This is a genomic window from Ruegeria sp. YTSA168 (genome assembly GCF_059610045.1).
Genome location: NZ_JBXWMW010000009.1, coordinates 121,862 through 133,217, shown reverse-complemented (window position 1 = coordinate 133,217; position 11,356 = coordinate 121,862). Strand labels below are relative to the sequence as shown.

Annotated in this window: 16 protein-coding genes and 1 tRNA gene; 5 read left to right on the top strand and 12 right to left on the bottom strand. The window is 56.6% G+C overall.

Annotation, left to right across the window (positions count from 1 at the left end):
* Positions 1-230 precede the first annotated feature (230 nt).
* The 4 genes from AC2FFE_RS15815 to AC2FFE_RS15800 all read right to left on the bottom strand — a co-directional run bounded on the left by AC2FFE_RS15815 (position 231) and on the right by AC2FFE_RS15800 (position 2,350).
* Complete coding sequence (locus tag AC2FFE_RS15815; RefSeq protein ID WP_496819459.1) at positions 231-515, bottom strand: YiaA/YiaB family inner membrane protein; 285 nt, start codon at positions 513-515, stop codon at positions 231-233.
* A gap of 42 nt (positions 516-557) precedes the next feature.
* The gene (locus AC2FFE_RS15810; protein WP_496819460.1) at positions 558-1,241 is read right to left on the bottom strand and encodes a PspA/IM30 family protein; all 684 of its coding nucleotides are present in this window, start codon (positions 1,239-1,241) and stop codon (positions 558-560) included.
* Between the two features lie 91 nt (positions 1,242-1,332).
* Positions 1,333-1,923: a TetR/AcrR family transcriptional regulator gene (locus AC2FFE_RS15805; protein ID WP_496819461.1), complete on the bottom strand. Its 591-nt coding sequence runs from the start codon at positions 1,921-1,923 to the stop codon at positions 1,333-1,335.
* A gap of 52 nt (positions 1,924-1,975) precedes the next feature.
* Positions 1,976-2,350, bottom strand: coding sequence for a hypothetical protein (locus AC2FFE_RS15800; protein WP_496847082.1), 375 nt, complete (start codon positions 2,348-2,350; stop codon positions 1,976-1,978).
* Between the two features lie 47 nt (positions 2,351-2,397).
* Between AC2FFE_RS15800 and AC2FFE_RS15795 the strand changes: the two genes are divergently transcribed.
* Positions 2,398-3,198, top strand: coding sequence for an alpha/beta fold hydrolase (locus tag AC2FFE_RS15795; protein WP_496847081.1), 801 nt, complete (start codon positions 2,398-2,400; stop codon positions 3,196-3,198).
* Here the strand turns inward: AC2FFE_RS15795 and AC2FFE_RS15790 are convergent, their stop codons facing one another.
* The 4 genes from AC2FFE_RS15790 to AC2FFE_RS15775 all read right to left on the bottom strand — a co-directional run bounded on the left by AC2FFE_RS15790 (position 3,199) and on the right by AC2FFE_RS15775 (position 4,654).
* Positions 3,199-3,387 carry a hypothetical protein gene (locus AC2FFE_RS15790; protein ID WP_480547497.1) on the bottom strand — a complete coding sequence of 63 codons (189 nt, stop codon included), beginning with the start codon at positions 3,385-3,387 and terminating at the stop codon, positions 3,199-3,201.
* Between the two features lie 78 nt (positions 3,388-3,465).
* Positions 3,466-3,843 carry a rhodanese-like domain-containing protein gene (locus AC2FFE_RS15785; protein WP_496847080.1) on the bottom strand — a complete coding sequence of 126 codons (378 nt, stop codon included), beginning with the start codon at positions 3,841-3,843 and terminating at the stop codon, positions 3,466-3,468.
* Between the two features lie 99 nt (positions 3,844-3,942).
* A tRNA-Leu gene (locus AC2FFE_RS15780) sits at positions 3,943-4,028 on the bottom strand.
* 104 nt (positions 4,029-4,132) lie between these two features.
* Entirely contained in the window at positions 4,133-4,654 is a 522-nt protein-coding gene (locus AC2FFE_RS15775; protein WP_496819465.1) for a DUF2478 domain-containing protein, read from the bottom strand.
* 157 nt (positions 4,655-4,811) lie between these two features.
* Here AC2FFE_RS15775 and AC2FFE_RS15770 point away from each other — a divergent pair, with 157 nt between their 5' ends.
* Positions 4,812-5,474 carry a DNA-3-methyladenine glycosylase I gene (locus tag AC2FFE_RS15770; RefSeq protein WP_496819466.1) on the top strand — a complete coding sequence of 221 codons (663 nt, stop codon included), beginning with the start codon at positions 4,812-4,814 and terminating at the stop codon, positions 5,472-5,474.
* A 41-nt stretch (positions 5,475-5,515) separates the two neighbouring features.
* Positions 5,516-6,202 (top strand): hypothetical protein, encoded by a 687-nt coding sequence (locus AC2FFE_RS15765; protein ID WP_496819467.1) that lies wholly within the window; start codon positions 5,516-5,518, stop codon positions 6,200-6,202.
* A 3-nt stretch (positions 6,203-6,205) separates the two neighbouring features.
* Here the strand turns inward: AC2FFE_RS15765 and AC2FFE_RS15760 are convergent, their stop codons facing one another.
* Entirely contained in the window at positions 6,206-6,607 is a 402-nt protein-coding gene (locus AC2FFE_RS15760; protein ID WP_496847079.1) for a c-type cytochrome, read from the bottom strand.
* 94 nt (positions 6,608-6,701) lie between these two features.
* Between AC2FFE_RS15760 and AC2FFE_RS15755 the strand changes: the two genes are divergently transcribed.
* Entirely contained in the window at positions 6,702-7,139 is a 438-nt protein-coding gene (locus AC2FFE_RS15755) for a DMT family transporter (protein ID WP_496819469.1), read from the top strand.
* On the opposite strand, the gene AC2FFE_RS15750 is transcribed toward AC2FFE_RS15755, so the two are convergent.
* Positions 7,123-7,809, bottom strand: a complete 687-nt coding sequence (locus AC2FFE_RS15750; RefSeq protein ID WP_496819470.1) for an ABC transporter ATP-binding protein — start codon at positions 7,807-7,809, stop codon at positions 7,123-7,125. The two genes, AC2FFE_RS15755 and AC2FFE_RS15750, sit on opposite strands and share 17 nt — an antisense overlap.
* Complete coding sequence (locus AC2FFE_RS15745) at positions 7,802-9,097, bottom strand: lipoprotein-releasing ABC transporter permease subunit (RefSeq protein WP_496847078.1); 1,296 nt, start codon at positions 9,095-9,097, stop codon at positions 7,802-7,804. Before AC2FFE_RS15745 ends, AC2FFE_RS15750 begins: the two co-directional genes overlap by 8 nt.
* Positions 9,098-9,460: 363 nt before the next feature.
* On the opposite strand from AC2FFE_RS15745, the gene AC2FFE_RS15740 reads away from it, so the two are divergent.
* Positions 9,461-9,817 (top strand): hypothetical protein, encoded by a 357-nt coding sequence (locus tag AC2FFE_RS15740; RefSeq protein WP_496847077.1) that lies wholly within the window; start codon positions 9,461-9,463, stop codon positions 9,815-9,817.
* 39 nt (positions 9,818-9,856) lie between these two features.
* Here AC2FFE_RS15740 and proS read toward each other — a convergent pair whose 3' ends face one another.
* On the bottom strand, positions 9,857-11,197 hold the full coding sequence (gene proS, locus AC2FFE_RS15735; protein WP_496847076.1) for a proline--tRNA ligase: 1,341 nt from the start codon (positions 11,195-11,197) through the stop codon (positions 9,857-9,859).
* Positions 11,198-11,356 lie beyond the last annotated feature (159 nt).

Genomic DNA, 11,356 nt, shown 5'->3' with positions numbered 1-11,356 from the left:
GGCAACGCTGCGGTCGAGACCAAGGTCAAGGCCGAAGTCGCAGAGCTTTGCGCCAAATTCCCGATCTATCCGAACCTGTAATCAGGTTCTGAACTAAAGAAAGCGGCGCCCGATGATCCAGGCGCCGTTTTTTGTCGGAAACGGGGCTCTCCCGCCCCTTTTGCGCGCATCGTATGCGCTGAAAGTGTTGGGCCATGCGCCGTGCCCTGTTGGGCCCAGCGCGGTTGGTGTCAGATATCCGGGTCGGTATCCTTGAGCGCATCTTCCAGCAGCTTTTCATTCCGCGCCTCTTCGATGCGATTGATCCGATCCTCGGCTGTGCGAGCATCAAAGCGGTACTTGACCACATTAATCAGGCTAAGCGTCAGAAGAACGATCCCCATGCCCCAATATCCTTTTGTGGCCAGCGGCACATCGGTGGACAGATACAGCGAGATCGCAAGCAAAGCATAAGCCACCACAACACCTGCACCGTTCAGCATCAGGATCAAACCGTTTTCGTTACGTGTATTCATTGTAAGTCTCCGTGAGAAATTCTTGTTCGGTTGAGATTGGATTTAGCTGTCTTGCTGCGTGCGAAGCCGGCTCAGCACATCGTCGGCGGTGGCACGGGTTTTCGGGCCGTAGCCGGCCTCTTCCATCCGCACAGATACCGTGCTGTGATCCAGGCTCGCATCGATTTCCCGCAGGATTTCGGATTGTTCAAACGGATCTTCTTGCTGCATCACGCGTGCGATAAGGGTTTCGGCTTCGTCAATCGGGCTGTCCCCGCCCAGTTGCCGGTTCAGTCGCCTTTGCAGCCCCTGTTCTCGTTTAACCGCCCGGGCGGATATTGCACCTTGTTTCAAATCCAAAATCCGACGGCTGGCTGCCTGTACGGAATGGCGCAGTTGAAGAATGCGCGCCTCTAACCGGTCCACAGTTTGCGACCGCACCGTCAGCTCATTTTCCAGATCAGCCACCGCCTGAGCGGCACTTTCCACCAGATCCTGACGCTCATCTGCCAATGCCTGACGCGCCCGGTTCATAAGGTCGTCAATCCGCGTCTTTAGTCCGTCGATCTGCCGCGTCTCATTGCGCTGCTTCTGGATCATGCTGGCCAGAGTGAGCTTGGCGGCTTTCAGGTTCTGCTCGGCCTCGCGGATTTTCTGGTCGATCAATTCAATTGAGTAGGTGTCGCGCAGGCGGTCTTCGGCCCGGGCGTTTGCCCCGTTAATCAATGTCTTCAACGTACTGAACATGTGCTCCTCCGATATATGAACATCGTTCACAAATCGGATATAGAAATAGAATGAACAACGTTCAAGAATTTTATGAACGTCGTTCAGGAAACTATTTGTTTCCAATTCGTGAAAGAACCTGCGTGATCATCCGTTCGATCTGTTCGGGCGGGACACCCGAGATGCGGTTTTCCAACCCCAGGGTTACAATGCCATGCACCGATGAAAATAGGGCGCGTGTCATCAGATCAGCCTCAACCCCGTCCAGATCAGGAAAAAGCTGGCCAACAGGTTCGGCGATATAGGCAAAAAGCCCGCGAAGCGCATCCCGATACCAATCGGGCACCGGACCATCATCGGCCATTTGAAGATCAAAAAGCGCACGCCACAGGTTTGTGTTCTGATCTGCGAAATTCAGATACGCGACACTCATGACAACAAGGCGCTGAACAGGCGGCTCGCTGCCATCAAAGGAGGATCCGACCGCCTGCCCCAACCGTCGAAAAGTGCACCCGTTAACGGCCATGATAATGGCGTTCAAATCCTCGAACACATTGTAGATGGCACCCAGCGCGCATCCCGCATCCTTGGACAAGTCCCGCGCCCTGAGGTCCTTGAGCCCATCCCGGTCAATACGAAACTCGGCCGCTTCGATCAGTTTCTCGCGCAACTGTTCGCGTCTGAGCTGAGATTTTGTGGTCATGCTGTCCTCGGGGTTTGAACCTCGTTCACAGCGGATAAGACAGTAGAGTGGATCAGATCAAGCCCCGCCACATCAGAAACGCCAGAAGCAGTGCCCCAAAGGCCAGCATGTTAAACGCCAGTCCACCCAGCATACCCAGAAACCAGCCCCATCGCCGGTCGGCCAGATTGATGGCGCTAAGATGGGTCTGAACCTCATCAGCGGCTTTGGTCAGAGCAGGCGTATCCAGAACAAAACGCAGCTTTGGGTGAGCCGCCATTTGTTCGGCCCGGGCCAGAACCATCGCCTGTTTGAACACCCGGCGCGGTAGGCGGCGTTTGGCCCGGCGAATCGACGCCTGAAGCGTTTTGTCACGCACACCCAGCTTGGCCCGCAGCAATGCAACGGTTTCAGCAATTCGATCCTGAATTTTAGCGTCTTGTGACATCGCGTTCTCCTGACGCGCGACACTAGCTCCTGTGAAGGCACGCCACAATGGGGCTGGTTGTTTCAAATGGTCACCTGTATCACGCGGATATGCTGAACACGATTGTACATGGCGATCCGACTGCGCTACCGCCTCTTGTTATTGCTCATGGCCTTTATGGATCGGCCAGGAATTGGGGCGTGATCGCACGTCGCCTATCGGATGAACGGCAGGTGATCGCGGTGGATATGCGTAACCATGCGCACAGCCTTTGGGACCCACAACACGACTATCCGGCTTTAGCAGGGGATATCGCTCAGGTCATCAAGCAGATCGGCGGATCCGTGGATGTGCTGGGGCACTCGATGGGGGGTAAAGCCGCGATGGCCCTGACCCTGCAGCATGGGGATCTGGTGCGCAAACTCGTGGTGGCCGATATCGCACCGGTCGCATATGGGCACAGCCAGATTCAGTTCATCAAAGCCATGCGCGCCGTTGATATGTCGCAGGTCAACCGCCGATCGGATGCCGAACAGCAACTGGCGGAGTTGGGGGTTGAACGCGCTTTGCAGAGCTTTTTCACGCAGTCACTGGATGTTGCGGGAAAACGCTGGTTGCTGAATTTGGATGTGTTGGCCGATCAGATGCCAAACATCATGGGATTTCCCGAAATAGGCGGCGCCTGGGACGGGTCCGCCCTGTTTCTGTCTGGCGCAGCATCCGACTATGTTCTGCCTGAACACCGCGACCACATTCGCAGCCTGTTTCCCGGTGCACGCTTTGCCAAAATCCCAGGCGCAGGCCACTGGCTGCATGCTGAAAAACCACGAGAATTCGAGGCTGCGGTCAGAACATTCCTGAACGCCTGACTAACCTGCCTCCTGGTACAAGCGTCGGGCGATCAGCCAAGCCGCCGGAAGCGCGACAAGCGCACCCGCAGCGGCGGCTGACAGAATCGCCATGACCGAGACCATGCCCAACGATAAAACACCAATCACCGCAGACCCTGCGAGGGCGGTGGCAATCATGGAATAAAGCAGCGCAGCAAGACGAAACATGACATGTGATCCATTTGGTTGAACGTCATGTCATCTTAGGCCAACGAACATACTTTGACGTTGATCTGGGTCAGTTTGTCAGCTGTCCACGACCTTTCCGCCGCCATTCACCCAATCGCTCAACCCGCCCAGATTGAACACCTGTTCATACCCCATATCCAGCAGCAGCTTTCCTGCCAACGCGGCCCGACCACCAGACGCACAGTAGATCACAATTGCGCGGTCCTTGAGCATCTGCGGATCATGGGATTGCAGCGTTTCATCGGCGCGGAATTCCAGCATGCCGCGCGGAATATGATGCGACCCTGCCGCACGACCCGTTTTCTGCACCTCTTCGGCACCGCGAATATCCAGCAGCAATGCTCCCTGATCGATCAACGATTGAGCCTGCGCCGCATCCACACGCGGCACGACCGTATTTGCGGCCTCCATCATCTCTTTTACAGTTGCTGGCATGTTCACCCCTTTGCCTGAGTTTTCGAGGCAAAGCTAACATGCGAACTTTGGAAGGTGTAGACATCTGCAACCGGCTTTTTGGGATTGCAAAACGTATCTTGGTACCCGCGGCCGGACTCGAACCGGCACGGCCTTTCGGCCCAGAGATTTTAAGTCTCTTGTGTCTACCATTCCACCACGCGGGCAAGATACGTTGAGCCCTATTGGATCTCGCAAAAACCATTAAGGCGACAAGACCATGAAGACAATGTGTTTTGCTGCCCGACCAGCAGGATTAGTATGCGCGCGCCTAGGCCGCATCCGCCCTTGCAGCCACCACACGGTCAAACCAGGCCGAAATGGCGGACAACTCGGGCACGAGTGGTTCGGCTTCACCGCCTGTGAACCCCAAAAACTTCTCGCGATTCAATCCGTTTACGCCCACCAGAACAGGAATGTCCTGCGCCAGAGCTTCGGCAATCACCGGGCGGAAGCCACGGCCATCGGCCTCATGTTTGCCGAACTTGTTGATAATCAACAGCTGCGGGGAATTTGCCAAGGACGCAGTGACATAGCCCACCGCCTGTTCAAGCGCCGCCGGATCCAGCCGACAGCCGCGGGATTGCGTGCCCAAAGACTGCGAGATGCGGATCGTGTCGCCTGCGGGAAGAACGCGGACATCCATATCGCACCGGCTGCTATCGGTACATTCGGTGTTGGTTTGCACAACGCCCGCCAGTTTCGCACCCGAGGCCAGCAGATTCTCCGCGACCGCGCTGAGCAACCGGTCCGTTGCGCCGCGATCTGTGGTGGTGACATAGGCCAGAAACATAGTGGAACCCTCGCAAATCTGGTGGAACGCTTCAAATAGCACGCTCTGTGGGCTCCGACCACTCCTTCCAAAGTAGAAGCCGCACATCTATCACGCTTGGCAACTGAACGAGCGATCTGGCATCAAGACACAAGCAGGCGCTGCGGAGGGTAAAGCAATGCGTTCATTTGATGAGATATTTGAGATATCGGCAGGTCGCCATGGCGGGGCAGATGCTTTGAACGCCAAACTCAGCAAACCCAAAACGCCGCAGGAACTGGCGGCAATGCCCGAGGATCGCTGGCTTTCGATCCTGACCAAATGCATCTTTCAGGCGGGGTTCAACTGGAAAGTTATCGAGGCGAAATGGGACGGGTTCGAAACGGCCTTTGACGGGTTCGATGTGGGCCGCTGCGCCTTTATGGATGATGAGAAGTTCGACGCTCTGCTGCAGGACACTCGGATCGTGCGCAATGGAACCAAGATCGCCACTGTCCGGGACAACGCCGCATTCTTGCTCGAACTGCGCGATCAAGGCGGCGCGGGTGAGGTTCTGGGCGGATGGCCCTCGACCGACTATATCGGCCTTCTGGCCATGTTGGGCCAACGCGGATCACGGTTGGGAGGCGCGTCCGCCCAATATGCTATGCGGTTTGCAGGCCGCGACAGCTTTATCCTGTCACAGGACGTGACCGCACGGCTGATCGCCGAAGGTGTAGTGGACAAAGCCCCCACATCCAAGAAAGCCATGGCCGCCGTACAACAGGCCTTTAACACTTGGATGGATCAATCTGGCCGGTCCCTGACAGAAATCAGCCGTGTACTTGCAATGAGCCTTTGAAAACGGCTTGCGCAACCGATGCGGCAGGATAGGCTTTGCACATGAGTTTGCGTGTATTGATTTTAGCGTTCCTAGCTCTTGCGACCTGCGGACGCCCGCTGACACAGCAAGAGCGTGACTTTGCTGACGAAATACAAGGCGACACGCTCAACCTGGATCGCGTACGCCTCGTCGAAGGTGCGCCGGTTGTGCCGGTCACATATGACCGAAAAGCACGCCCGCGTTTGGCTTGTCGCGAACGTATCCTTCCACCGATCGAGCCCGGACCGGTAACAGGGAAACCTGCGGCAATTGCTTTGTTCGACAAGGTTTACTTCGCGCGTGACTGGTATCTCGAAGACTACATGTCAGACTATCCCGAGCAGATGAACCTTATCGCGGCCATGCTGCTGGCGCATGAACTGACCCATGTCTGGCAGTGGCAGAACCGTAAGACAACCGGCTATCACCCGCTGCGTGCGGCGGCAGAGCATGGCGGGCGCGAGGACCCGTATTTGTTTGATCTGGATACCTCGCCCGACTTTCTGTCTTACGGCTATGAACAGCAGGGCGCGATTGTCGAAGAATATGTCTGTTGCCGGTCGTTGGACCCACAGGCACAGCGCACCAAGCGCCTGCACAAGATGCTGGGTACGCATTTCGACCTCTCCCCCCTGCCCCAGGAAGGCCGTGAGCGTGACATCGCGATCCCGTGGAGCGATGCCAAGATCGAAGGAATTTGCAGCTAGATTTCAGGTGCCTTGCAGGGTTTTGAGATAGGCCACCAGATCAACAATAGGCTGACTGGTCAGAATTGGCTGCCCTTCTTCCGTTTTCATGGATGTGTCTTGCCCTTCAAAATATGGGCCGTACACCGGCATCGGGCTTCCATGACTCACCAAAGGGTCACGCCCGTCGATCCGGGCAACAACCCGCGCCGTTGGGAAACGCCCGTCTTTCGTCAGTTCCGTCAAATCGGTCGGCTGAATAATAAGAACTCCTGCCATTGGGCCTTGCCCCATGGCGTCAATTCCGTGGCAGGTCGCACAATAGTGTTGATACAGTTCAGCACCAGTTTGTACATCTTGTGCCGCCGCGCTTTGCGCCGACATGACAAGCACGGCAGCTATAGTTTCCAGCTTTGACCACTTCATCGCATCCTCTCCTATCCGCAATAGCATTTGCAGGCTTGTCCGATGGACCGCTTGGCGCAATGATCCAGATCAACGAAGCAAGAGGGTAAGGTTCATGACACAATACGCAGCCATCATGCTGGCCGCCGGAATCGGAGTACCCATCCTTGCCGCATTGAACGCAGCACTTGGGAAGCTGATCGGTTCCCCCACCACGGCTGCGGTGATCCTGTTTGCCATCGCCTTTGCGGCATCAGCGCTTGTGATGTTGTTGTTTCCGGGCTTCGCGGCGATCACCAAGGTTGCACAGGCCCCCAAACACCTGCTGCTCGCAGGCGTTCTGGTCGCGTTTTACGTCTTGTCGATCACTCATGTCGCGCCGCATTTCGGTGTTGGAAATGCAGTGTTCTTCGTGCTTCTTGGCCAACTAGTCAGCACCGCAGCGATTGATCATTTTGGGCTGTTTGGGGCCCAGGTCACGCCGCTGACATGGATACGCGCGGGTGGGATCACGGTGATGGCTCTGGGCGTTGCGATCACTCAACTGGCTTGAGAGTACCACCTTCTAGCCGCACCATCCGATCCATACGCGCCGCAAGGTCCATGTTGTGGGTTGCAATCAAGGCCGAAAGGCCCTCATCCCGGACAAGCCTCATCAACGCATCAAACACCTGATCAGAGGTTTCCGGATCAAGGTTCCCGGTTGGCTCATCGGCCAGCAACACTTTGGGTGTGTTCGCCAGCGCCCGGCAAAACGCCACGCGCTGTTGTTCGCCACCCGACAAAGCCGCCGGGCGATGGCTGGCACGGGCGGCCACCCCGACACGGTCCAGCAATGACATCGCCCGGTCTTGCGCTGCTTTCTCAGCGATCCCGTTTGCCAGTTGCGGCAGGGTGATGTTTTCCAAGGCGGTAAATTCCGGCAGAAGATGATGGAATTGGTAGACAAAGCCGATGTCCTGCCGCCGCAGAGCGGTGCGCGTGCGGTCGCCCTTGCCACTGACATCTTGGCCGCCGATTTCAACCTGACCGTCATCCGGCATATCCAAAAGGCCCGCGATGTGCAGCAAGGTGGATTTGCCTGCACCCGAAGGTGCGACCATCGCCACCGCCTCACCTGCGTTCAATTCCAGATCAACGCCCCGCAGAACCTGCACTTCGCCCGGTGTTCCTTGCAGGTAGGTCTTGGTCAGGCCCTTCAATCGCAATGTCACATCATTCATAGCGCAGTGCCTCAACCGGGTTCAGCCGCGCCGCGCGGCGGGCGGGGAAATATGTGACAACAAAAGACAAGCCCAGTGAAAGGGCCACGGCCTTGAGGACATCGCTGAGATGCAGTTCTGCCGGAAGGGCATAGATTCCACGAATGGACGGATCCCAGACTCCACCGCCCATCGCATAGTTCACAAAAGAAAAGATGGGATCAATGTAGATGGCAAACAGACAGCCGAAGATGACACCCATCGCGGTTCCGATGATGCCTGTGAACGCACCGCAGATGAAAAACACCCGCAGCACCGATCCTTCGCTCAGGCCGATCGTGCGCAAGATGCCGATGTCACGACCCTTGTTCTTTACCAACATGATCAGGCCCGAGACAATGTTCATCGCGGCAATCAGCACGAGGATCGACAGGATGATGAACATCACGTTGTCTTCAACCTCCAGCGCACGCAGAAACCCACCCGAGGCATCCTGCCATGTCCAGATCTGGCTGCGCTCACCCGAGGCTTCGAGGATTGGGATCAGGATCGGGTTCATCGCTTCGGGTTGCGTGACCATCACCTCGATCTCATCCGCCACGCCCTCGCGGTTGAAAAAGCTCTGGGCCTGCGAAAACGGCATGTAAACGCGCGTGCGGTCGATGTCATATCGCCCCGCGGAAAACACATAGACCACGCGATAGGCATTCACACGTGGCGAGGTTCCAAAGGCGGTTCTGACACCGTTGGGCGAGGTCAGCTTAACCGTATCCCCCACTGTGGCCCCAATGGTACGCGCCACGCCCGAGCCGATGGCGATCACGTCCTCGCCCGATTGAAACAGAGACAAATCCCCCGCCGATTGTTCGGCTTGCGCGATGCCCGGCAGGTCCATCAGGTCATCGGGCCGGATGCCAAACACCTCAGCCCCGCTGCTGCGGTCGCGATTTGTGATCAGAACCTGACCTTTGACCAAAGGTGCCGCCCGTTCTACACCCGGAACCTGCGCGATCCGCGCTGCGCGTTCTTCGTAATCCTCCATCGTACGTATCACGCGCCCCTGCGCATCAATCTCGCCTGAGGAATAGACAGTGATGTGTGCATTGGCCCCAAGGATCGTGCCGACGAATTCGGCCCGGAACCCGGAACGCACAGCGAGTGTCGCGATCAAGGCGAACACGGCCAGAGTGATCCCAATCAGCGAGATCCAGGTCATAACACTGACGCCCCCCTCGGCCCGGCGGGCCCGCAGGTATCGCCAGGCGATCTTCCATTCAAAAGGGGCAAAAGGCGGGGGTGTCTTGGCCATGCCTGCTCCGGTCTTGTTGTTTGGCGGCGACCCTCTCGGCATTTCGGGCAATGGTCAAGCGCCTTGTGAACGCATCACCGACCGCATGCAAAGTGATCGTCTCAAATAAGCGAATCAACACTGACATCTGCTTTGGGTGCTCAGATAAAAAGTGTTGTTGGATTCAACAACTACCCTGTCGGTTGTGACGCCCTTCACAGACATCGCCATATTGTTTCAGCTATGAAGTCAATACGGGCATTGCGTGAGTGACTGAACTCAAAATGCCACATATATTAAGCAATATTATTTCGCTTTTTGCTTATTTTTAGAAACTTTGTCACCCTGATTTGGGGGAACACATTTCAGAGCGGGGGTCGCTCAATGAATATTCAGAATACACCAGAGGGGGCGGACCGTATTTTGGTTCGTGCAACAGCAACAGAACTGGATTGTGAAACAGCCGCTTTGCTGCGGGCTGCGATCCGTCCGATTTTTTCAAAAGCTGTCAGTTGGAACAGTTTGGCAGATCGGTTGAGGGATAAGGGCTATCGCCTCGCCTTCCTCAAGGGCCGTCTTTGCATAACCGACCGCGCAACCGGTCAGCGGGTTTGCGGGATACGGTTTCTGGGCTTTGAGCTGAAGGAACTGGTCAACCGGCTGGGCCGCCCGATCGTCGTCGCGCGTGGCAATCAAGCCGACGGAGAGCTGTTGGTCGCCCGCCCGGTGTCAGCGCAGTAGGAACGCCGTGCTGACCTTGACCTGCGTGTATCGCCTTGGTCAGGCGATACCCTTGTAGATTTCCGCAACTTTGGTCACGGCTGCTTCGGGGCTTAGCTCCTCGCTTTCGCCTGTACGGCGGCAAGTCAGTTCAACCACACCGTTTTTCAGACCACGCGGCCCGACCGTGATGCGCCACGGCAGGCCAATCAGGTCCATCGTGGCGAACTTGCCCCCTGCCCGTTCATTGCGGTCATCATAGAGCGGTTCAAGACCCAGAGCGGTCAGAGCACCATAGAGTTTGTCACAGGCCGCATCCGCTTCGTCGTCACCCTGCTTCAGGTTTACGATACCGCAATGGAACGGTGTCACGCCCTCGGGCCAGACAATACCTTTGTCATCGTGGCTGGCTTCGATGATGGCGCCGATCAAACGGCTAACGCCGATCCCATGGCTGCCCATGTGAACGGGTGTCGGCTTGCCATCAGGGCCTTGAACGGTCGCGCCCATGGCTTCCGAATACTTGGTGCCGAAGTAGAAGATCTGACCTACCTCGATCCCACGTGCGACGCGGCGGCGATCTTCCGGCACTTGGTTGAACAGCGCCTCATCGTGGGTTTCATCCGTGCGCGCGTATTTCGAGGTGAACTCTTCCAGGATCGCCTGACATTGCGCACGGTCATCATAGTCAATGTCTCGGTCGCCGAAAGTCAGATCGGTAACGGCGCTGTCATAGAAGACCTCGGACTCGCCTGTGTCAGCCAGCACCAGAAACTCATGCGTATCGTCGCCACCAATGGGGCCGGAATCGGCGCGCATTGGAATGGCCTGCAAGCCCATACGCTCATAGGTGCGCAGATAGCTCACCAGATGGCGGTTGTAAGCGTGCAGCGCGTCTTCTTTCGTCAGGTCAAAATTGTAGCCGTCCTTCATGTAGAACTCGCGCCCGCGCATCACGCCGAAACGTGGGCGGATTTCGTCGCGGAACTTCCACTGGATTTGGTAAAGCGTCAGCGGCAAGTCTTTGTAACTGCTGACATGTCCACGGAAGATGTCTGTCACCAGTTCCTCGGCCGTGGGGGTATAGAGCATGTCTCGGCCATGGCGGTCCTGCATGCGCAGCATTTCCTGACCATAATCGTCATACCGCCCGGATTCGCGCCACAAGTCCGCCGATTGCAGGATGGGCATCTGAATGGCGATATGCCCTGCCCGCGCCTGTTCCTCATGCACGATGTTTTCCAGCTTGCGCAGCACTTTGAAGCCCAGCGGCAGCCACGAATAAATACCGGCAGCAGCCTGCTTGATCATTCCGGCGCGCAGCATCAGCCGGTGGCTGACGATCTGGGCCTCAGCAGGGTTTTCCTTGAGAACGGGCAGAAAGTAACGGCTGAGGCGCATGACTTAACCTTTTAGGGTGATATTCCAACAAAACGGTGATTATGCCAAAGCCTCGCCGGGGGCAATCGTACATTGGTGAAATAAGAACTTAGCCTCAGTTTGTTTTTTGATTGACCGGCCAATCAAGTTTTCCCAAGTGTAACGAAATTGTAAAACTCA

Bases quoted from the DNA above. Each gene is read 5' to 3' on its own strand.
- AC2FFE_RS15785 (WP_496847080.1), bottom strand. From the start codon at position 3,843: ATGCCAGCAACTGTAAAAGAGATGATGGAGGCCGCAAATACGGTCGTG.
- AC2FFE_RS15815 (WP_496819459.1), bottom strand. From the start codon at position 515: ATGAATACACGTAACGAAAACGGTTTGATCCTGATGCTGAACGGTGCA.
- AC2FFE_RS15800 (WP_496847082.1), bottom strand. From the start codon at position 2,350: ATGTCACAAGACGCTAAAATTCAGGATCGAATTGCTGAAACCGTTGCA.
- AC2FFE_RS15770 (WP_496819466.1), top strand. From the start codon at position 4,812: ATGCGTTCATTTGATGAGATATTTGAGATATCGGCAGGTCGCCATGGC.
- AC2FFE_RS15805 (WP_496819461.1), bottom strand. From the start codon at position 1,923: ATGACCACAAAATCTCAGCTCAGACGCGAACAGTTGCGCGAGAAACTG.
- AC2FFE_RS15760 (WP_496847079.1), bottom strand. From the start codon at position 6,607: ATGAAGTGGTCAAAGCTGGAAACTATAGCTGCCGTGCTTGTCATGTCG.
- AC2FFE_RS15775 (WP_496819465.1), bottom strand. From the start codon at position 4,654: ATGTTTCTGGCCTATGTCACCACCACAGATCGCGGCGCAACGGACCGG.
- AC2FFE_RS15740 (WP_496847077.1), top strand. From the start codon at position 9,461: ATGAATATTCAGAATACACCAGAGGGGGCGGACCGTATTTTGGTTCGT.
- AC2FFE_RS15790 (WP_480547497.1), bottom strand. From the start codon at position 3,387: ATGTTTCGTCTTGCTGCGCTGCTTTATTCCATGATTGCCACCGCCCTC.
- AC2FFE_RS15810 (WP_496819460.1), bottom strand. From the start codon at position 1,241: ATGTTCAGTACGTTGAAGACATTGATTAACGGGGCAAACGCCCGGGCC.
- AC2FFE_RS15745 (WP_496847078.1), bottom strand. From the start codon at position 9,097: ATGGCCAAGACACCCCCGCCTTTTGCCCCTTTTGAATGGAAGATCGCC.
- AC2FFE_RS15755 (WP_496819469.1), top strand. From the start codon at position 6,702: ATGACACAATACGCAGCCATCATGCTGGCCGCCGGAATCGGAGTACCC.
- AC2FFE_RS15795 (WP_496847081.1), top strand. From the start codon at position 2,398: ATGGGGCTGGTTGTTTCAAATGGTCACCTGTATCACGCGGATATGCTG.
- AC2FFE_RS15750 (WP_496819470.1), bottom strand. From the start codon at position 7,809: ATGAATGATGTGACATTGCGATTGAAGGGCCTGACCAAGACCTACCTG.
- proS (WP_496847076.1), bottom strand. From the start codon at position 11,197: ATGCGCCTCAGCCGTTACTTTCTGCCCGTTCTCAAGGAAAACCCTGCT.
- AC2FFE_RS15765 (WP_496819467.1), top strand. From the start codon at position 5,516: ATGAGTTTGCGTGTATTGATTTTAGCGTTCCTAGCTCTTGCGACCTGC.